The sequence below is a fragment of the Fibrivirga algicola genome, assembly GCF_011742925.1.
In the GTDB taxonomy this organism is placed as follows: domain Bacteria; phylum Bacteroidota; class Bacteroidia; order Cytophagales; family Spirosomataceae; genus Fibrella; species Fibrella algicola.
The window spans coordinates 535,573-554,763 of the sequence record NZ_WAEL01000003.1 but is presented as its reverse complement, the minus strand read 5'-3'; the positions used below and the strand labels follow the sequence as shown (position 1 = coordinate 554,763).

Genomic DNA, 19,191 nt, shown 5'->3' with positions numbered 1-19,191 from the left:
TAATATTCTTTTTTTAAGCTTCATGCTCAAATCACTTTACTACGCGGTAATGAAATTCGATGTTACTCGATCAATAAAGCACTGCTACGTGCTAAAGACACCCCGTCGCTATTTACGATGTGTTCGACTGGAGGACAGACTGGAAGCTACCGGCTCCTCACAAAGAAGAGGCACACGAAGCGGCAGTATTGGGTATTGCCTACGTGCTCCAACTGAAACACAAGTGACGTCCACTTTCTTTTTAATTACCCAATTATTCAGATAGATTTACTAAGATTGTACAGTTCTAAATAACTGATTCAATCATGTATAAAGCTTTATTGACAGTGGGCTTACTAGGCCTGTTCGGGAGTGCGAGTCAAGCTCAAATTCCAGGTAAGCAGAGCAAAGAACCCGTTACTTTAACAGATGGCATCACCGTGAATGTTGGGGATACCCTGCGCTGGGGGCGGGGATCGACACCCTACGGTGATTTCAAATACGTCGTTCAACCGTTGAATGTCTTGGCAGGCACTCGCGAGCAGTTTCTTGACCGTCGTTACAACGGGCAGTGGGCCGTCGTCAAACACTTCAAGGTACAGTCGGTCAAAAATGCAGGGAACAAGACGGTTGCAGTAGTGAATCCGTTCAGCGGCTACAACTTCGCTGTTGATCTTGAGCCTGCTATTGAAGCTGGGGAGATCGTCGCTGTAAATAGTCGACGAGTTGGAGCCAAACCTGCTGAAGCTGCTAAACCAGCATCAGTAGCCGACGAACTGCTAAAGCTCAAACAGCTACTTGATGCGGGTGCGATCACGCAGGGTGAATATGATGCCCAGAAAAAGAAGCTGCTAAGTAATTGATAATGTAGAGCGATATACGAACAATCAAAAAGCCGGGGTAAGTCCCGGCTTTTCTCGTTTAATTAGTCCTCGGCCGGTTGGCTCTGTTCTCTGAGCAAGGGGCTGTCATTTACACAAAAAAGCAGACCAACACTGTCAGCCCGCTTTCCGCTTCTATCCACACCATTGAGGAGTTTTCCTCCTTTTTGAAATAGCGTAAGGTACGTCTGCGGGCAGCGAATCCAGTTAATGATTGATTAAAACGAGTCCTATAGAGGCCAAATTAGAAATGAGCTAACGACGCTGAGCTTGCTGCCTCACTTCAATTCAAGTACCCAAATATCATAATCTTCTCTGCTGACCTCTGTTTTGTCTCCGAAGATGGGGGATCTTGAAAAGCCACTCACCAGATACTTACCCGTAGGCGCTGCCACCGCAGCAGTCAGATTGTCGAGATCTGATCCGCCAATTCTTTTATCCCATAGTTCCGCGCCCTGAACCTCAAGCTTAACTACCCATCTATCAATACGGCCTTTATTGCTTAATGAGGGGGAGTCTGAAATTCTTGACCTGTTGGTGTACAGTAGAAGGGTAAAAGTGTAACCTTGTCAGCTTAAATCTTATCTTATGATCAACCGCTACTTTCTAGGAAGCCTGCTTATAGGTAGCTATTTATTGGGCTGTACAACTAGCGATAGCAAGACCGATAAACTAGCTGCTGAACTAGCCTCGGTAAAGGCTCAACTGGTAAAAGTTAATCAGCGGACCGAGGCAGCCGCACAAGCAAAAGCTAATACTCAACGTAATCGGCAACTCGTAGCGCAACTCAATCAGATCGAAGCTACTATCAGTCAGTCCGACCAACTGGCTTTTGGTGGGTTCGATCATATCCTGGTTCAGTTGAGCAATCCCACTGCCTTACGATTCAAGTATGTCTCTGTAAGTCTGATTACTGTATGGGCTGACAATTCGGTTCACCAAGTCGATGAGTTGTTGTTTGAGGACGTGGGTGAGCAGTCTGTACGCTATATACCAGCGGCTAGAACCAACCGGGGTATACGCTTAGTGGCTTCTATCGCTGGATACGTATCCCCTGATCTGCCTCAGCACCTAAATCGAGACACTTTTAACGTTGGTCGGGGAACAATGGGTGGTGGACAATAGTGGTTGCTTCAGGAATAACCTATTATAACAAACTCCATTATATACTATCGTTGTGGGAAGACCAATATCTCTGTTTACGACTTATAGTCAATCCGAGAACCGGGTGACTAACTACTGCGGACTAATGATGAAGCTCGTCTACGAACAGAGTCCGCGCTTGTTCAGTATCCTGCTCGATAAGTTGACATCTGGTAAAGGCAATATCGTTGTAGGACCCGTATTTGAGCAGCAACGTAAGGACCTGGACAGCGTTCCTGACTTGGTTATTTCCCAGGCAGCCTTCACGATTGCTTTTGAAACGAAAAAGCATGACTGGTTTCACTCAGAGCAGATTATTCGCCATTTGAAGGGGATTAAACAGTACAGAGGTACACTGATCCTGTTCCTATTAAGCAATGCAGAAACAGAGCCACTTAGCAGGTTTAAATCAGAGGTTGATCAGGCGGCAAAAGATGATGTGCATCTTCTGTCAATTACGTATGCACAACTACTGAGTGCTTTTGAAGAGGTATGTATTACCGACTATTTGGTGGGCCTACTCACAGAGTTTCGCGCCTACTTAGATTCAGAAAACTTACTGCCTGTCTGGGAATACCTGCTTGACGTAGTCAACTGTAGTAACACGATGGCAGAAATAGACGCAGGAGCTTATATCTGTCCGAATAGTGGTGGTGCCTATACGCATAAACGGGCGCGTTTACTGGGTGCTTATTCCCGAAAGGAAGTGAGGCGGCTTTTCGAAATCGACGCAGTCGTAGTTGTTGGAACCAATCAACAGGTAACCGAGATAAAATGGATCAACCGAGCAGAGCTAACCCATCAGCAGGTTGCTGAAAGAGCCGTATCCCTGGTCAAGCAACTCAGACCTGAGCAGTCTCAATTAATTCCACTACAGGTGTTCTTACTCAGCAACGAGACTGAAACGTACTTCCGAAAAAAATTACCGGGGGGTATGATGGGCTCCAAACAATACTTTTGGCACGAGTCGTTTGCCACAGGTACGTTACCAAGCTTAGCCCAGTTTCTAAAAGAAGTCGAGACATGGGAAAACTTTAAGGAGAATACAGCCGCTCAGCAGTAATCAGAACAATTAAGTGTCAAATCGGCATACCTGCTCTCTACTAATGGTCCAATCATTTACTCAGTTATACTTTGGCAAGGCCATTGACGACGTTACTGCTGATGACGTCACTGCGTTCTTTGCCGAGGAACGTCCTGAAGGGATTAACTTAGAATTTAAGTCGTTTGCCCAACATGAGAGCGACCTTAAATTGAAAGAAAAAGGTGTCATTCGAACCGTTTGTGCTTTTCTTAATTCGGAGGGAGGTCTGCTAATCTGGGGGGCTCCTGAAGGCACCAAAAACGACCGAGGCGATAAAGTATTCGTTGGGAAACTGTCTCCAGTAACCAAATACTATAACAAGGATAGCTTCATTAGTAAATTGATTACTCGGATCGAGGATATCCCGTCTGGTATTCGATTTAAAGATGTTGAGGTAAGCCAAGACCAGTACGTGTATTTGATTGACGTACCTGAAAGCTCTATCAAGCCTCATCAGTTCGAAGATCGCTATTGGACTCGTTTCGATGGCCAATCAAAAGCAGCTCCGCATTACCTGATCAGAGCCCTGTTCAGAGAGGAGAAGAAGCCTGTTTTGAAGGCCACCTTATCCGTCGACTCAGAATCGACTAAATTGGTTGATGACAGTCGATTTGCCATGATCGAGTTCGGTGTTAGGGTGGAAAACCTGGTAGAAGAAATTAATGAAGATAAAGCGTTTGTTACGCTGACCAGTCTGGATGGGGAATTTTTTGTTACCGAAGGCAAATCTGCGACCAGGGCTAACCAGTTCATAAAGCGCCATGAAGTTGGCGTGCTTTCACAGGGGGTTGAGATGACATTTGATGTCACTTACTGCATCGACAGGGATAATTACAGAGGCAGACGAATTATTCCATTCACGATTAAGCTGGTGGCGGGCGGACTTCGTTCTAAGGCAATTCAGTTGATCAAAAAATATAGGGTTGCTTTCTTACCTGGCAGAATGGTAAATGAGGTAATTGTCGACGTTCGTGAATTAGCTGAAGGGGAAGAGCTGACTTAGTAAACCGCTGACAGCGGCCATGGTTGCTACGACCTTTCTTAGTCGGGCGGTTCCACCACAACACTCTGGAGAAGCAAGCGGCCTAGCTGCCAAGTAGATGTTGATAAAACTGAGCTGAGCAACGTACCTGGTATAATCACTGTCGAGCGTACTCGTTGAGGCGCGACAGTGATTATACCAGGTACAGGGAAAGTGGTAATTCAATTGACATACTTAGGAGAAAGGGTAGTGATCAATAGCCTTTTTCTATCTGAAAACTCAATCCTCACTAATAAATACCTGCTGAAAAGGAATGCTATCTCATGAATTATAAGATCTTTTTTTCATGGCAATTAGACACCGATCCCGAATACAACAAACGTTTGGTGATCAGGGCTCTGGATAAAGCAATTGACATTATAAAGAGAAGGTATAGTACAAATTTGCTAGTTGATTTAGCACCAGACCGTGCCGATGCGCCTAATCAACCTGGATCGCGTAATATTCTTGACGTAATCGAGGCTAAAATAGAAGAGTGCCAAATTTTTTTAGCCGACCTCACATTTGTCAATACCTATAAAACCTATAAAACGGAAAGGGTTAAATCTCGTAAAAAAGCAGGGCTCAATAACAATGTAGTTATCGAATTAGGCCAGGCTAAGGCCTTAATTGGAGATGAACGAATCATTAAGGTGATGAATACATCTTATGGCACGCCAACGCCAAGGTTTCCATTCCCATTTGATATCGCTCAGGACCGCAATCCAATTATGTATGAATGCAATGCCGAGTCAGATATTGAAACGGTTACAAAGCGGTTAGCAAATGATTTAAGCGGAGCGATTATGTCGATTGTTGGTCAGCATGAAATGCTGCGCAAGAAACGTTTCGAACCATTCAAAATATTTTCGGACTGGGCAACTTACATTCCGTCAAATACTACTGTCCATTTCATTACCCATGAGCCTTTCAGTTCGCTGCTTGATATAGTAAAAACAAATCTGGCTCCAAATTCTATTATACGAGTGGTGGGCTCGGCAGGTTCGGGTAAAACTCGTCTGGTCTTTGAGGCACTTCGCCATGCTTCGGCTGATGAAACACGCCTACCAATAACACCAGCAGTGCTTTACTATGATGCGCAAGAGGAAGAAGACACACATCGTCTGTATGATTTGCTTCATAGACTGACGTCTAAGGTCGAGCGATTCATTTTTGTAATCGACAACGCCACAACGAAACTGCATTCGCGTCTCAGTCAAGTAGTCAAGCGAGAAGGCTATCAGTCCTCACTGATCTCAATCGCGCCTACTGCTGAGAGCTGGCTTCCTATAGACCATCTGACACAGGTTATTGAGATGACAGAAGCAGCCGCAAAATCAGTGTGTCGTGCAATCTTGCGTCAGAAGTTTACAAAAGAGAACGATTATGCCCTTGATCGGGCCGTCGATTTTATGGGAGCGTTTCCAGCATCAGCCATTTTATTAACTCAGCAAGACGAATTAAATCCGTACTTTCTACCGAAGCTAACATCTGCTGACTGGGTTGATCAAATTATAGGAGCGTCTCAGCAGCCAGACGACCGCTCCGTGTTACAAGCCCTATGCCTGTTTACGGAGGTTGGATATCTGCGCGATGAGGAAAGAGAGTTACGATGGATTGCTAATAACGATATATTGATTCCTTTCTCAGGCAACAAGGAGCAACGGTGGCAAAAGCTTAAGCAGTTTGTCGAGATATATCGACAGAAGAAAATTATACATGTAGTTGGTCGCAATATTCTGGTTCAACCACAGCATTTGGCCCTGCGTCTGGCTGAGCAGTGGTGGCAGTCGAGAAATACTACTGATGCTATCGAAATACTTAACGGGTTGGCTGAGATACCCGCCCTTCGTACCAATTTTCTTGATCAATTTAAACACTTGAAGGGTAGTCCAACTGTTCAAGAAATCGTTCGCCATTTATGCAGCGTAAGCGGCTACTTTACAACGCCTGAACGTGTGCTGGAACCTTATGGGTCGTCATTGCTTCGTGTGATGGCTGATATTTCCCCCCGCGTCGTTGTTGATTGCTTGGCTCGTCTGCTATTAGTAGCTCCCTTACAATTACTTCGTGAATCCCATGACGGCCGCCGCAATTTGGTATGGACTCTGGAAAAACTTTGCCGATACGAAGCTACGTTCACTACGGCAGCACAGCTTTTGATGCGCTTGGCTATTGCTGAGAATGAGCCTATCGCAAATAATGCCACAGGTCAGTTTTTACAATTATTTACAATTCACCTCTCCGGAACTGAAGTCGACTTTAACGCTCGAATTAATTTATTACGGCAAGGGATAGCTCAGCATGACGAAGGCCACGATGCTCTTATATTAAAGGCAGCCCGAGCAGCTTTAGCTTGGCAAGGCTTCTCTCGAATAGTTAGCTCGGATGAACAGCTAAATGACTGGCGCGAACACAAACCTACGGCTAGTGCCGTAGAATCTTATTGGCATCAGATTATTGATTTGATAAGCCCCTACGCTTTGTCTACAAGCTCAAATACTACAGAAGCAGTCGATATTTTAGTTGGAGCACTTAGGGGTTTAACTGAGTTCGGGGTAGCTAGGCTCGTTTTGCCAATCGTCGATAACTTGATAGACGCTGGTAAAGTCTCATTCAAGAAGGTTCGTCCTGCTCTAAAATCGGCCTTGCAAAATCGCTTCTTACAGACGGATGAACGGAGCCTGTTACAACTTAGTTTGGCCAAAACAGAACCTACCACTTTGAAGGACAAACTGGATTACTACGTGTATTCGTATGCAGATCCAACAGACTACCGAGACATGGGTGAAGCGGGCTTAAAGGCTCGATCTGAGGCATTGGTGCCCGAAGTAGTTCACCAACGTGACTTATGGGAACAAACAGCTCGAAACTTACTTACGGCCGATCATCCGTTTTATTCAATTCCATTTGCCCGTGAGTTAGCGGTTCAACTGTCTAGCGACGATCGGCAGTGGTTTACTGATTTTTGGCTTGATCACCTTAAGCTGAAAATAAAGGGTGAAGACTTGAGTCCCATTGTTGGCTTTTTAGAGGGGGCTGGTGAAAAGGTTACCGATGGTTTCTTGAACCATATAATAGCGGACGATGCGCTGAATTATTTGGCGTTCAGGATAGTGGCAGCCAGCACAACTAATCATACATACCTCGACAGCTTACTCTCTTTAGTTAAAGATGAAAAACAACCTGTAGCTGCTTTACGTCAACTTCAATATAGTCAGTTAATGAGAGGAGCGTCACGCGAACAAATTCAGACATTAATTCGATCAATTGCCAGTTTGGGGCCCGAAGGGTGCTGGGTTGCTTTAGAGTTAGCATGGAATTTTATTTACAGCGGGGCAAACGATAACACTGCACACGAAGCCTTAAATGAATATTTTAAACCTGTCATTAGGCAGCTCGTGCTGAATGAGGAGCTAATGCAAGCTCAGGGAGATAGTGCTACGCAAAACCGCTGGGCAAACGAGTTGTCCCGGCTCATCGAAGAAACCGGAGAGACATCGGTAGCCATAACCTGCACGAACCAGTTGCTTCAATACCTCATGAGTCAGCCAGAAGATTTGCCGAGCGAAGCTACGTCTAATGCTTATCAACCATTCAGGGCGCTACTGACTAAATTTTTCTCAACGATCTGGCCTATTGTGGGCGATGCCTTACAGAGAGATGAGTTGGCTTACATGCTGTCTGATATTTTGGGTGCCAAATCTGACATGTTCTCTGATCGGGAAGGTTTGTTGTTTGAATTAGGTGATCCAAACACATTGATTGACTGGTACAAACAACAGGATCATAGGGTTCAGCTACGTTTTGTCCGAATGCTTCCAACTGCAAAAACAGATAAGGCTGAATGGCATCCCTTCACGCGCTTAATGCTGGATACCTTTGGGACTGATGAGTCGATTCTAGCTGAGGTTGCGGCCTCTATGAATAGCTTCAGTGTAAACGGATCTGCTGCACCAATATTCGAAACACGATTGATTTTGTACGAGCAACTTAAGATGCATTCATTACCAAATGTACAAGTGTGGGCTAGGCGGCAGGCTGATATATGTCGCCAACGAATTCAGTTCGAGGATGACTGGTCATCGGAAGGCTTTCCCCTAGACTAAGATGTTAGCCTTGAGTAGGCTATTAAAAAGCGAAAAGACTACTCAAGGCCGAGGATATTACACAGAGTGAACATGATGCCCATGAAAGTGTCTGTTGAATAATTGAGGGTTCAATAGATTAACTCTGAACTCTACTCCTAGATTTTTTCAAACACGGTTGGCAGCATCTTAAAATTATGTAGTAGTACAACGTGGCAGTCGGTGCTGCAAGACTCCGTTCACTGCTGCTATTGCTTGAAACGGACCATTCCCGTTTTAATGATCATCGATGGTCTTACTCTTATGTGTGTGACACACAAGCCAGACTTAACTCATAAGCAAGCCTTGAGAATGGCTTATCCGATTATTTCCCTTTTTTCCCCCATTTCTGCACAAAAACGCGCGATACGAAGTGTCACAAGTCAAGAGGTATTGTAGCCGGTATATTTAGAGCAGAAAAGGCCTGATACAACGTCAATCCGCGAGTGTGATTAATTAGGCTGGACATCGGATCGGAGACCAAGGCAAAGACACCAATGGATTAGTTTCGATGTCTATTATCTGACGCAATGAAACTTTAGATCAACTGGTGGGGAGGATAACGACTGGATCAGTAGAATGAATTAAAGTAAAAAATGTGGTTACAAGTACGTTAGTTGATTAGTACATGGTTGAAGGATACTGCCAGGGTTGGCAGACCAGTCAGTTAGCGTCTTCACGATTAGTGGCTCGTTGGAAGGCGTCAGGGGTTGAGTAGACTGATCGACCACCGGCGCAGCAAGTAAAAAGTCAGCCAGGTCGAGACCCTGTTGTTTTTGCTGGTCGTTGGCATAACGTTCGAGGTAATCGGATACATTGATTCGAAATCCCTCGGCATTCATGGCCTCCGCTCGTTTGCTCCAGTCTGTGTAGGCGTTGAGGTCAGGGTACAATACAATAGGACGGTTCCTGAGCATCGACAGTCGCTCAGCGTTAGGATACGATTTAGCTCCAATGGCCAACCAGACGAATTGAGGAAAATAGCCAGCGCAGATAACGGCCGTTTTGCATGCCTCAACGATAGCCACTGGCTGATCAGCGGGAGCGTCGCGTAGTTGGTGCAACCCAAAAGGAACCGGCCAACGTGGAGCGTGCTCGTGATACTCGCTTAACCAGTCAGGTACGTCTTCCCCCTGGATACGGTAATGACGTAACAAACCGTGGCTGACCGAACTAATGCACGCCCTTAAATTGCCTTTTTGGTCTGTGTACTTGGCGCGGTGCCAATCCTCGGCAAACAGCACGAGCTGACCACTTAGGGCGCGCCCGTCTGTATCGACCAGCCAAAAGATCGTAGCATCTGGCCAGTAAGACGACGTACCGATACAAAAGCGGCTGAGTAGAGCAGCGGCCTGATCGTTGCCGAAGTGATTCCGTAGCAATGTGGCGAACTGGTTTTTGTTGTAATGTCCTAGTGACCGCTTGAAGACATTTTCTGGTATGGTGTAGATGGTCTTAGGTGTTACTGCAACCTCTGCAGCACGGATAATAGTGGTCGATGCTTGCAGGGCCGTCGGGCGGGCGAAACTACCCACAGGCTTACGTCTATGAAATGTGTTGTCGATCTTGAATTGCTCAAAGACCAGATCGGCGTAACTCATGCCCGACGGTCCTTTGTGGTATGGGCTAAGATGATAAGTGCAGTTATTCTCCCGATCGCAACGGCCGTAATCAGCGGGAAGTAAATCGCCGGTACGAGTATCGAGGTAACGGCTTAACGTTCGCTGGTGGTGCGGTCCACACTGTGGACAATGGCCTTTAACGGCACGCTTGGGGAGTTGATAGCGGAGAGCAGTGGTTGACATAGTTAGTAAGTGTCCCAAGTGTTCCGGGACACTCTTCCGGGACAGTACAGTATATAGTGTCCCAAGTGTCCCGGTCCGCCTATATATAATAGGCGGACGGGACAGTTATATGGGATAGCCTTTATCTAATTGCAGAAAGTACTTTGGGTATCCTTTTCCTCCGACCTTTTCCTTTCTGAGAATGTCCTTCGTTCTACGGCTAATGACCATCTCGGCACCGTGTTTAGATTGCGCTAGCTTCTTTCCGAAATACTGAGCAGCTTCGATAACATTAGTTTTTAACTCGGCATAGCCCAGGTACGTGTCTTTCTCAAAAGCCCGTCGCAGGATGACCTCTTCTTCATCTCTAGTCAGCTTCTCTGAGTCTCTCTTCTGGTTTCTGCGGGAGTGGTCATTATCCGATACTGGCGCATCTACGGCCTTTGGTAATCCCTGTTCATTAATGGTGAAAGCAAATGGCTCAAAGTCCATATCCCGGCACTGTTCAGGAGTGACAATTGAGATAGACTTATCGTGTTGATCTTTGATAACCCGCATCACCGTTTCGGATTTGTTGATCAGTTCAGAGCCAAGATGACCGCGAGCCTCAAGGTTGCCTTTGTTGGTATGCAGCACTGTCAGCAAATGAATGTTACGCTGCTCAGTCCAACGCAGAAGTCGCGTACTGATGTTAGTAGCCTCCTCCGCGCTATTGATATCAAATACTAGGTCTCTAATTCCATCGATCACTACCAGGCCGACATTCGGAGTGTGCTCAATCAAGTACTCGATGGCCTCGAGTCGTTTCGTTGTGTCTAGTGACCGGAGCGCATAGCTGTGCAGCCCCTGTGGCCGCTCAATATCTGACAGCATACACATTCGTTTGACAGATCGTAAGACATGGTGGCGACTCTGTTCAGTGTCGAAATAAAGTACAGCTTGTTGATTAGGTATCGGATTGGCCTGGATGCAGTTCAATACAGGGTGTCGCGGGTTGAGGTATGAGGCAATTAGTGCTGCTGTCATAAATGATTTACGAGATTTGGCCGCCCCGATAATAAGACTGAAATTTCCGGCCGTTCCTATCGTTCCAACTCGATCAGCAGATTCGATGGATAATACTTTGGGCGGTTCAATCAACTGCTCGGTCGGTTCAACCTTTAGCGTCGCCACGATCTGGCTTATCGCAGCGGGTGTTGCGTCACGTTTAGTCTTTTCTGAGGTACCGTGAACCGGCTGTCTTGATTGTTGAGCAACTTCAGCGATGTGCTTGCCGATACCGTCGAGTGTTAACGAGTGGTTAGGATCTCGTATCTCTGTCATTGAAGGAAGCAGGGAGCGGTGCCAGTAGCCTCGGCCCTGCGGTTGATGGTAGAAGAGGTCAGGTGAATGAAACGGCAGTTTGTTCATTCCACCATTCGAAAAAAGCTTGAAAGTTTTCCGCAACGAAGACCCGGGCCCCGGCCTGTTTAAGTTTGTCAATGGTCTCAAGTTGGTCGGCCGACAGCTTGTCGTTGCCCACTTTTACCTCTACGAAGTAGGCAATCCCATCGACTATGCCGAACACGTCAGGCATACCCCGGCGTTGCCTTGAAGGGACGAACTTGCCAAGGTCTTCCCGGAACGTACCCGTTGACTGTAGCCTAGTGCCGAATCCGTTTCCTTCGCCTTGAAGTTTCAGCCAATCCACAATGGCCGTTGTTAGATCGTTGGCCGTCTTATCTCGGTATCTGGCTTTGATTAGGGCATGCGCAGGGAAGTTGGGGTACTTCTTCTGTTTTACAGTATCGGCTAGCATCGACAACTGGTGCAATCCGTTCATAGGTGTTGCCTTTCTCATGAACGTTTAAAACGGCGGCTCTCTTTGATCGCATTTAGGACATCTTCGCGTTTGTATCGTACCCGTGATCCTACTTTTTGCGGAACCAATACAGCAGAACGGTCAGCTGTATCTTTTGCCCATTCATTCAGCGTTGTAAGAGGAACCTGTAGTGTCTGTGCTGCCTGTTTTCGACTTAGATAATCGGGCAGTTCTACTGCAAGTGAAGGAGGTGTGTAGTCCGCTAATTCAGAGCGGACGGCGATCCGTACCAATTCTGTCAACTGGTCGGGAGTAAGGTGGATTTGTGTCGTTGTACTGTACATGACTATTTTCAATCAGGTGCAGCACAAAAGAATATATAAATTATTTAATAAGTATCACTATTGGAATAGTGCAAATGCGAAAGCCTACGAAAGCTTTCCATTCGCGAGAGTTGTACTAAAACCAGATTTAAGAATTTAACGAAAGCTAATGGGGATATTTCATTCGTTAAAGATTGGTCTATAATTTACTATTTATTTATATAGTCATATGATTAATTGTAATAATTAAATTAAAATTCAACTATGAGTTTTTCGTCGATAGAATGACGCCTAAATCAATATAACTGCACCTGTGGGAGATAAACCAAAGGCTAGCAACTCTTCTAATGTATTCCGATAGTGTCCCGTTAAAGCGCGAATTGGATAGACAAGGTGGAACGGGGGGGAAGGCGAGAAGTAGTACTACAAATTCACCGTATGTTGGCCGTAAAGGTGAGCCGGGGACGAATCTTTTTGCCGCTTTTATCTAACTGATAGCTCCTCGGGTCCGTACGTCTTGGACTCGAGCCAAATAATCTGAAGTGTGTCATTGCTGTCGATGATCCGCTTCGGTGCACTATAAGCGTAATCCATAAACGTCCTGTACGTATTGATGTCACCAGTCATAGCCCGCATCAACAGCGCCAGGGTCGTCGGCCGTTAACTCTGGGAGCATCTGGTGGAGCCTAGACAAGTGCGAAAGGGCAAGCTAACGGCTATATACAGTACCTGCCGAACCACCGTCGTGCGGTTCATGGAGCCTGGCTTACGGCCCGCCGGGTAACCTGATCGACCCGGCTGAAACTGGGTTGCACGGGGAGGGTTGTCATAACCGATATCGTCTTCCATTTACCAATTAGCCGATGGACAAGATTACTGTCGTTTGAATAGATTGAATTGCTGGTGAAGCTTATGAAATAGAAAGGGTTAAGAGTGATGTTACACTGTCACTATGTCGTAATGTTACACACAAGCACGATCAACAATTCTACGCTGACGTACTTTGCCGATAAAGTTTTACTGCGGTTAAGAAGGCCTCATGATCATCGATAGTGATTTTTCGGAGGCTCTTGTTATTTAAAAGGATTGGATCGGGTAAACTAACTATACCGTGGGCGTGGCCAAACTTCGCTAATTCTTTAGCCGTATCCAGCATCCACTTTTCTTCACGGTCTTCTAAGCCAGCTTGCCATACTGGACGTGGTGAGTAGTAAGGAGGAAAGATGTACTCACCAAGAGGCGTCACATACTCCTCGAATTTGTCTAAAATGTTAGGTAAAATACCAGTGCTCATGTTCTTGCAACTCTAAACAGTATAAAAAGTGCCAGCTGGTAGCCGGAAGATAAAAAGCGACAATTGCCTCTATGGGAAGAAAGGCCTTACACATTGAAGAGTACGGCCCATAAAGTTTGCACTTTAATGTAGTAACTGATTTTGATTTCTGAAAGATAACCTACAAGTTCAACGTAAAGTGAAAAGTTCAAAGTAGTTTCAGCCGCTCTCTGAACCACGTTGATTTATTTTTAAGTATGAGTAAGAAGCAACATAAGAATGAGATGGATAGAGATTCATTGAAAGTGACCGCTGTTCATGAAGCGGCTCATGTAATATTTTTTATCATACCATGTGAGGATTATTATTGGGGCGAAGGGCTTTTCGATATGAGGCCAGTTGGAATCTCTATCATTCCCAGCTCCAGTAGCGAAGGTTATACTAGGTCAAATCGTAATCTAGAAGTGTTAAATAACTCTATTTCACCAAGACGTAGAGTGTGGCATATATTAGGCTTGATGTCTGGCTATGCATCTGAGATAGCTTTCGGCTTGACGAGCGAGGATAAAGCAGACGCAGACTTTCTGCAAGAAGTGAACCAAGGGATGGGTGATTTTAATGAGTTAGAGTCTGATTTTAAAAAGTGCTTATATGTGATAGGCGATATTGTGGATTATCTTGATGTTTATCGAGATGAGAAGTGTTTTGATGGCTTGAATGAATTATGGAAACGTACCAAAGAATTAATCATCGATTCACCTGTCATAAAAAAGGCCATTACTTACGTAGAAGAATCCCTAATGAAGCAACCCACTATGGACAAAGCTCAGGTCTATACGCTTGTTGAGAATACCTTTAAGCATATGAATGACTTTGAGGGCTTTAAGTTAAAAGTGCCATTACTGAAAAATGAGCAGCGCACTATGACTCTGATTGATTAGTTACGTTGCGGACTTGAGTGTAAGATGATCTTACACAAACATCTTTTGCTACCTCTTCAGCATCTTTAAATTAACAAGGTTGCTACGGAGCTTAATTGATACTATCACTATCGGCAATGGTTTAGGAATGTTTATAAATCGCTGTAGTGGAACATCACCCGGTCTAGATCGACAGACCTCACCTCGTCGGCTATCAAGGTTTCTACTGCTACTGTGTCGCCTTTAGCGTTGAGGAATTCCACTTCGTAGATCCTTCCCTCGTCGTAGATGTGAACGACTGTACCTACGTTCCCCCGCCTCAAACCAACTACCGGACGGTCAATTCGTAGAGCAACCAAATCGAGTTCCTGAATCATAATCGTGGGTGTTGCTGATCATTGGCTACCTCTTCCGTGGATGCTGTTTGTGCAGGTACGTTGACAACCCCGCTGAAGTGCGGATGCTGGAGCAGGAGCAAGGCGTTCTGTTCCGACGAGACTTTGATGTAGCGAAGGAATACCGCTTCCGATCGGTGGCCAGTCACCTTCATGATCATGACGGGATTGACGCCAGCCAGGTACGCATTCGTAGCAAATGATCGACGGGCAGTGTGGCTGGTCACCAGATCCCATTTAGGTACATACCGCACCTGTCGAACGCCTCCTTTCGTCCGCCCCAGCTCGACACCCTCCGTTAGGTGATCGGCCAGCTTGCACAATTCTTTTAGGTACGTATTGAGTTTCTGGTTGGAAATCGTGCGGGGTGGTACGCCGTCGTATTTCGTCAGTATGGCCAGTACTTTCGGATTGAGGGGTATGGACACCTTCTCAAATGTTTTGATGGTCTTACGCGTAAAGATTCGCCCTTCGTGAGTGATGTTTTCCGGCCGTAGCTGGGAAAAATCGGAGAATCGCAGGCCGGTGTAGGCGCCGATCAGAAACAGATCACGCACCCGGTCCAGGCGCGGGTTGGTAGACAGGTTGAGGTTGTAGAGTGCCGTTAGTTCGGCATCGGTCAGATAGATATTGTCGACGTCCTCAACCAGCTTTTTAAAGTCCTTGTGCTGATAGGCCATGCTGTTGTGCATCCCGTCGGCGTGAGACTGCTTCAGCATCACCTTCAGGTCTTTCAGCAACGTACCTACGTAGTTCAACGTCAGCTTTCGGCCAGTGAGCCATAGCTTGAACTGGTGGTAAAAGTCGAGGGTGATGTCTGCATAGTCGGTGGGTCGGCCTGTCTCGGCAGTGTACTTGAGCAGCACCCGGTACAACTTCATGTAGCCGGCCAGGGTGTAGCCAGCGTACTGCAAACTTTTATGGGTTAGCCGTTTCCCGGCCTCCGCTTCCTTAACAAACCGTACAATGTAATCGGAGAACGTTTCCTGAGCAGGCACGGCCTCGACTGGCTTGGTCCTAACCTTATCGAGTTCTTGATCGAGGTGCTCTTTGATCGTGGCATTACCCAGTCGCATGCCGGCCAGATGCAAACGGGTTATGACCCGAATGAGCGCCGAGCGGTGACGGTCGAGGTGAGCATTGATAGTCTCGTGAGCGGCTCGATCTGTCTTATTGCGTTGATTGTTGTGAGCCCGTTGCCGTTCGGCATCCCATTGATAGGGCTCCACGGATTGACCAGTCGAATAAACAAATCGCTGGTTGTCGTAGCGATAAAACAGGCTTATCAAGGTCGGCCCACTGGCGCGTGGGTCTTTGAGCAGGAACTTGACGTCTGCCAACTGGGGTGTCTTCACGGTCTGAACTGAGTTTCCTCTTATCCAAATATACAGACCTAGCGAATACAGTTGATGGATTAGTTGACGGTTTTAGTTGACGGAACTGTATGTTTCCCAATAAGGAATGGTAAAGAAAAAAGGCTAACTCGTTCATAATGAGCGAAAGTGCTCTGAAACGGATTAGCCTTTATACTATTTTAGAGCCTCCTATGGGACTCGAACCTACGACCTACGCATTACGAATGCGTTGCTCTACCAACTGAGCTAAGGAGGCAACTCAATGAACAGGTATCAATGATCAACTAATGACTGCTTCGTCTAGCCTAGGCAGCTCATATTAGGGGTAATTGATCACGTATACGTGCAATTGCGGCTGCAAATATAGCTTTTTCGTAAAATTATGCGCAAGTATCGTGCTGTGAATTTGGTAAATTTGCGGTATGATTTCCATTACGAACCTATCGTATTTCCTTGGCAGCCGTGCGCTTTATGATAACGCATCACTGCATATAAAGCCTGCCCAGAAGATTGGCCTCATCGGTCTGAATGGTACAGGTAAGTCTACGCTGCTTCGCATTATCGACGGTGAGTATCAGCCCGATGGCGGTACCATCTCGAAGGCCGGCGACGTAACAATTGGTTTCCTGAACCAGGATCTGCTCTCGTACCAGACCGATGATTCTATCCTGGCCGTAGCCATGCAGGCCTTTGACCGGCAGAACGCCCTCCAGAAAAAAATTGATGAGTTGCTTCATGAAATGGAGACCAACTACACCGATGATTTGGTCGATAAGCTGGGTAAGGCGCAGGAAGAGTTTGAAGCCCTCGACGGCTACTCGGTTCAATCACGGGCCGAAGAGATCATGGAAGGGCTTGGTTTCAGTACTGAAGAGTTACAACGTCCGCTGCGGACGTTCTCGGGTGGCTGGCGTATGCGCGTGATGCTGGCGAAGCTGCTGTTGCAGAAGCCTTCATTGCTGATGCTCGATGAGCCAACCAACCACCTTGACTTACCGTCGATTCAGTGGGTAGAGAAGTACATTCAGAACTACGAAGGGGCCGTGATCGTCGTGTCGCACGACCGGGAATTCCTGGATAACGTGATTGATGTGACGGTGGAAGTGTCGAACGGGAAACTGAATTATTACCCCGGTAACTACTCGTTCTACCTGGAAGAAAAGGCCCTGCGGAATGAGATTCAAAAGGGGACGTACGAAAACCAGCAAGCCAAGATTCGGCAGACTGAGCGCTTTATCGAGCGGTTTAAGGCGACGGCCTCGAAAGCCAAACAGGCCCAAAGCCGCGTGAAGCAACTGGCCCGGATGGAAACGGTCGACGCCGTGATTGACGAGTCGGCGCGGGTGAACTTCAAGTTTCAGTTTACCACCCAGCCGGGACGGCATATTCTGCACCTTGAGGATATTTCGAAGGCCTACGGCCCTAAAAAGATTCTGACCCATGCCGATATCCGCCTCGAACGGGGTGATAAGGTAGCGCTGATTGGTGCCAACGGACGAGGTAAATCTACGCTGCTGCGTATTATTTCCGGTTCTGAGCCGGTTAATGACGGGCGTCGGCAACTGGGGCACAACGTGTCGTTTAGCTTTTACGCTCAGCACCAACTGGAGTCATTGAACGTAGAAGACAATATGCTGGAAGAGCTGAAGTCGGCCAATCCTTATAAGAGCGAAGGCGAATTGCGGGGCGTACTGGGCTGCTTCCTGTTCTCGGGCGATGAGGTATTCAAGAAGATCAAGGTACTATCGGGTGGAGAAAAATCACGGGTAGCACTGGCCAAGGTACTGCTGTCGCAGGCTAACTTCCTACTGCTTGATGAACCGACCAACCACCTCGACATGCAGTCGGTGAACATCCTGATTCAGGCGCTCGACCAGTATGAAGGTACGTATGTGGTGGTATCCCACGATCGCTTCTTTGTGTCGCAGATTGCCAACAAAATCTGGTACATCGAAGATGAGCAGATCAAGCAATATCCAGGTACGTACGATGAGTACGAATGGTGGATGAATGAGCGGAAAGCAAATGGTGAACTGGATGCGCCTAAGGCGCCCGTTGCCCCGCCTAAGCCTGCTACCCCCGCCGCTAAGCCCAACGATTACCAGCGGAAGGAATGGCAAAACGCACTAAAAAAAGCCAATCAGCAAGCCGAAGAAACCGAAGCCAAGATCAGCGCACTGGAAGCCCAGAAGAAGAAACTCGAAGCCGAACTGGCCGACCCGGCAACATACGGTACCAACGGGGCGTTACAAACCCGACAGGCCGAATACCAGCGTCTGACCAAAGATCTTAATGCGCTTCAGCAACAGTGGGAATCCGTGATGATGGATGCTGAGGAACTGGAAAGCCTGTTGAAATGAGCAATCATTGCAACAGGAGGCTTATGCACCCTGAAACAGTTTTGTAAGTAAGTACACGAGCATTACGATAAATTGTATTACGAAAAGTCCTGAGTAGCTTAAAACGGCCACGCTAATTGCCCGAAGCCAAGATATAGGTTGGCTTCTCCGGAAAAACTGATGATAACAAACGGCTATGTACGTAACTGACACACAGAAACTCATAGCTGAGATTACTATCCATGGGGGGCGCAGGTAATCGGTTAAGAGAATCAGCAGAATAGACCATGAAGATGTAATACACATGATAAATACATTGATCACCACGTGTTCGGCATAGTTGACTCCCCGTCTGCGGAACGCTAACCAACCTGCTAAGGCAAGCAGGGGAATTGCCAGTACGGAAGCCTGCTTGCTGTTGCGTTCCACGAACTGCATCATCTCGACCTGAGTAAGCCTCAACTCTCTCTGTGTCCCACGGCTCACGTTACCAGCTGGCTGGGTGGTCGATGAGGGGGGCGAGTTCTTCGTGAAGGGTTTAATTGTTGAGTACACAAACAGCTCAAGGCCAAGTACAAGCAGTAAAAAGACAAATGGGCTGAAGTACTTTTTGCGTTTGCCCAGCACAATGTACTCGTAGGCCGCCACGCCCGGACGCACAGCCAGTTCACGAGCCAGCCCAACGATTGTTGTATCAACGTGTAGGACGGTGTGCACGGCTTCGTGGGCAATGTGACCGATTGAAAACCGATGCAAATGCGTCGTC

The 19,191-nt window shown here is 46.9% G+C and carries 15 protein-coding genes and 1 tRNA gene; 7 read left to right on the top strand and 9 right to left on the bottom strand.

Features of this window, described 5'->3' with window-relative positions; genetic code table 11:
* The first annotated feature begins 305 nt into the window (after positions 1–305).
* The 5 genes from F7231_RS10735 (at position 306) to F7231_RS10715 (ending at position 8,217) form a co-directional block, all read left to right on the top strand.
* Positions 306–842 (top strand): SHOCT domain-containing protein, encoded by a 537-nt coding sequence (locus tag F7231_RS10735; protein ID WP_166691879.1) that lies wholly within the window; start codon positions 306–308, stop codon positions 840–842.
* Between the two features lie 606 nt (positions 843–1,448).
* Positions 1,449–1,985 carry a hypothetical protein gene (locus F7231_RS10730; protein WP_166691878.1) on the top strand — a complete coding sequence of 179 codons (537 nt, stop codon included), beginning with the start codon at positions 1,449–1,451 and terminating at the stop codon, positions 1,983–1,985.
* Positions 1,986–2,109: 124 nt separating this feature from the next.
* Positions 2,110–3,066, top strand: a complete 957-nt coding sequence (locus tag F7231_RS10725) for a hypothetical protein (protein WP_166691877.1) — start codon at positions 2,110–2,112, stop codon at positions 3,064–3,066.
* Positions 3,067–3,109: 43 nt separating this feature from the next.
* A complete protein-coding gene (locus F7231_RS10720) occupies positions 3,110–4,090 on the top strand; it encodes an AlbA family DNA-binding domain-containing protein (protein WP_166691876.1) in 981 nt (326 codons plus the stop codon).
* A 302-nt stretch (positions 4,091–4,392) separates the two neighbouring features.
* Complete coding sequence (locus tag F7231_RS10715; protein ID WP_166691875.1) at positions 4,393–8,217, top strand: hypothetical protein; 3,825 nt, start codon at positions 4,393–4,395, stop codon at positions 8,215–8,217.
* Positions 8,218–8,837: 620 nt separating this feature from the next.
* Here the strand turns inward: F7231_RS10715 and F7231_RS10710 are convergent.
* The 5 genes from F7231_RS10710 to F7231_RS10690 form a co-directional block, all read right to left on the bottom strand.
* Complete coding sequence (locus tag F7231_RS10710) at positions 8,838–10,040, bottom strand: DUF6371 domain-containing protein (protein WP_166691874.1); 1,203 nt, start codon at positions 10,038–10,040, stop codon at positions 8,838–8,840.
* A gap of 105 nt (positions 10,041–10,145) precedes the next feature.
* Positions 10,146–11,429, bottom strand: coding sequence for an AAA family ATPase (locus F7231_RS10705; RefSeq protein ID WP_166691873.1), 1,284 nt, complete (start codon positions 11,427–11,429; stop codon positions 10,146–10,148).
* Positions 11,401–11,859, bottom strand: coding sequence for a VRR-NUC domain-containing protein (locus F7231_RS10700; protein WP_229369795.1), 459 nt, complete (start codon positions 11,857–11,859; stop codon positions 11,401–11,403). The genes F7231_RS10705 and F7231_RS10700 overlap by 29 nt, the downstream gene beginning before the upstream one ends.
* A complete protein-coding gene (locus F7231_RS10695; RefSeq protein WP_166691872.1) occupies positions 11,856–12,164 on the bottom strand; it encodes a helix-turn-helix domain-containing protein in 309 nt (102 codons plus the stop codon). Before F7231_RS10695 ends, F7231_RS10700 begins: the two co-directional genes overlap by 4 nt.
* Before the next feature lie 967 nt (positions 12,165–13,131).
* Positions 13,132–13,437 (bottom strand): hypothetical protein, encoded by a 306-nt coding sequence (locus F7231_RS10690; RefSeq protein WP_166691871.1) that lies wholly within the window; start codon positions 13,435–13,437, stop codon positions 13,132–13,134.
* Positions 13,438–13,673: 236 nt separating this feature from the next.
* Here F7231_RS10690 and F7231_RS10685 point away from each other — a divergent pair, with 236 nt between their 5' ends.
* Positions 13,674–14,357, top strand: coding sequence for a hypothetical protein (locus F7231_RS10685; RefSeq protein ID WP_166691870.1), 684 nt, complete (start codon positions 13,674–13,676; stop codon positions 14,355–14,357).
* Between the two features lie 131 nt (positions 14,358–14,488).
* On the opposite strand, the gene F7231_RS10680 is transcribed toward F7231_RS10685, so the two are convergent.
* The 3 genes from F7231_RS10680 to F7231_RS10670 all read right to left on the bottom strand — a co-directional run bounded on the left by F7231_RS10680 (position 14,489) and on the right by F7231_RS10670 (position 16,342).
* Entirely contained in the window at positions 14,489–14,713 is a 225-nt protein-coding gene (locus F7231_RS10680) for a DUF4926 domain-containing protein (protein WP_166691869.1), read from the bottom strand.
* Positions 14,710–16,086, bottom strand: coding sequence for a site-specific integrase (locus F7231_RS10675; protein WP_310589303.1), 1,377 nt, complete (start codon positions 16,084–16,086; stop codon positions 14,710–14,712). The genes F7231_RS10680 and F7231_RS10675 overlap by 4 nt, the downstream gene beginning before the upstream one ends.
* 183 nt (positions 16,087–16,269) lie before the next feature.
* Positions 16,270–16,342, bottom strand: a tRNA-Thr gene (locus F7231_RS10670).
* 166 nt (positions 16,343–16,508) lie between these two features.
* On the opposite strand from F7231_RS10670, the gene F7231_RS10665 reads away from it, so the two are divergent.
* Complete coding sequence (locus tag F7231_RS10665; protein WP_085411046.1) at positions 16,509–18,446, top strand: ABC-F family ATP-binding cassette domain-containing protein; 1,938 nt, start codon at positions 16,509–16,511, stop codon at positions 18,444–18,446.
* A gap of 21 nt (positions 18,447–18,467) precedes the next feature.
* Here the strand turns inward: F7231_RS10665 and F7231_RS10660 are convergent, their stop codons facing one another.
* On the bottom strand, positions 18,468–19,142 hold the full coding sequence (locus F7231_RS10660) for a DUF3667 domain-containing protein (protein WP_166691868.1): 675 nt from the start codon (positions 19,140–19,142) through the stop codon (positions 18,468–18,470).
* Positions 19,143–19,191: the final 49 nt, after the last annotated feature.

What these genes read in the sequence shown, in the direction of transcription:
- F7231_RS10735 (WP_166691879.1), top strand. Translation starts at nt 306, where the DNA reads ATGTATAAAGCTTTATTGACAGTGGGCTTACTAGGCCTGTTCGGGAGT.
- F7231_RS10730 (WP_166691878.1), top strand. Translation starts at nt 1,449, where the DNA reads ATGATCAACCGCTACTTTCTAGGAAGCCTGCTTATAGGTAGCTATTTA.
- F7231_RS10725 (WP_166691877.1), top strand. Translation starts at nt 2,110, where the DNA reads ATGATGAAGCTCGTCTACGAACAGAGTCCGCGCTTGTTCAGTATCCTG.
- F7231_RS10720 (WP_166691876.1), top strand. Translation starts at nt 3,110, where the DNA reads ATGGTCCAATCATTTACTCAGTTATACTTTGGCAAGGCCATTGACGAC.
- F7231_RS10715 (WP_166691875.1), top strand. Translation starts at nt 4,393, where the DNA reads ATGAATTATAAGATCTTTTTTTCATGGCAATTAGACACCGATCCCGAA.
- F7231_RS10710 (WP_166691874.1), bottom strand. Translation starts at nt 10,040, where the DNA reads ATGTCAACCACTGCTCTCCGCTATCAACTCCCCAAGCGTGCCGTTAAA.
- F7231_RS10705 (WP_166691873.1), bottom strand. Translation starts at nt 11,429, where the DNA reads ATGAACAAACTGCCGTTTCATTCACCTGACCTCTTCTACCATCAACCG.
- F7231_RS10700 (WP_229369795.1), bottom strand. Translation starts at nt 11,859, where the DNA reads ATGAGAAAGGCAACACCTATGAACGGATTGCACCAGTTGTCGATGCTA.
- F7231_RS10695 (WP_166691872.1), bottom strand. Translation starts at nt 12,164, where the DNA reads ATGTACAGTACAACGACACAAATCCACCTTACTCCCGACCAGTTGACA.
- F7231_RS10690 (WP_166691871.1), bottom strand. Translation starts at nt 13,437, where the DNA reads ATGAGCACTGGTATTTTACCTAACATTTTAGACAAATTCGAGGAGTAT.
- F7231_RS10685 (WP_166691870.1), top strand. Translation starts at nt 13,674, where the DNA reads ATGAGTAAGAAGCAACATAAGAATGAGATGGATAGAGATTCATTGAAA.
- F7231_RS10680 (WP_166691869.1), bottom strand. Translation starts at nt 14,713, where the DNA reads ATGATTCAGGAACTCGATTTGGTTGCTCTACGAATTGACCGTCCGGTA.
- F7231_RS10665 (WP_085411046.1), top strand. Translation starts at nt 16,509, where the DNA reads ATGATTTCCATTACGAACCTATCGTATTTCCTTGGCAGCCGTGCGCTT.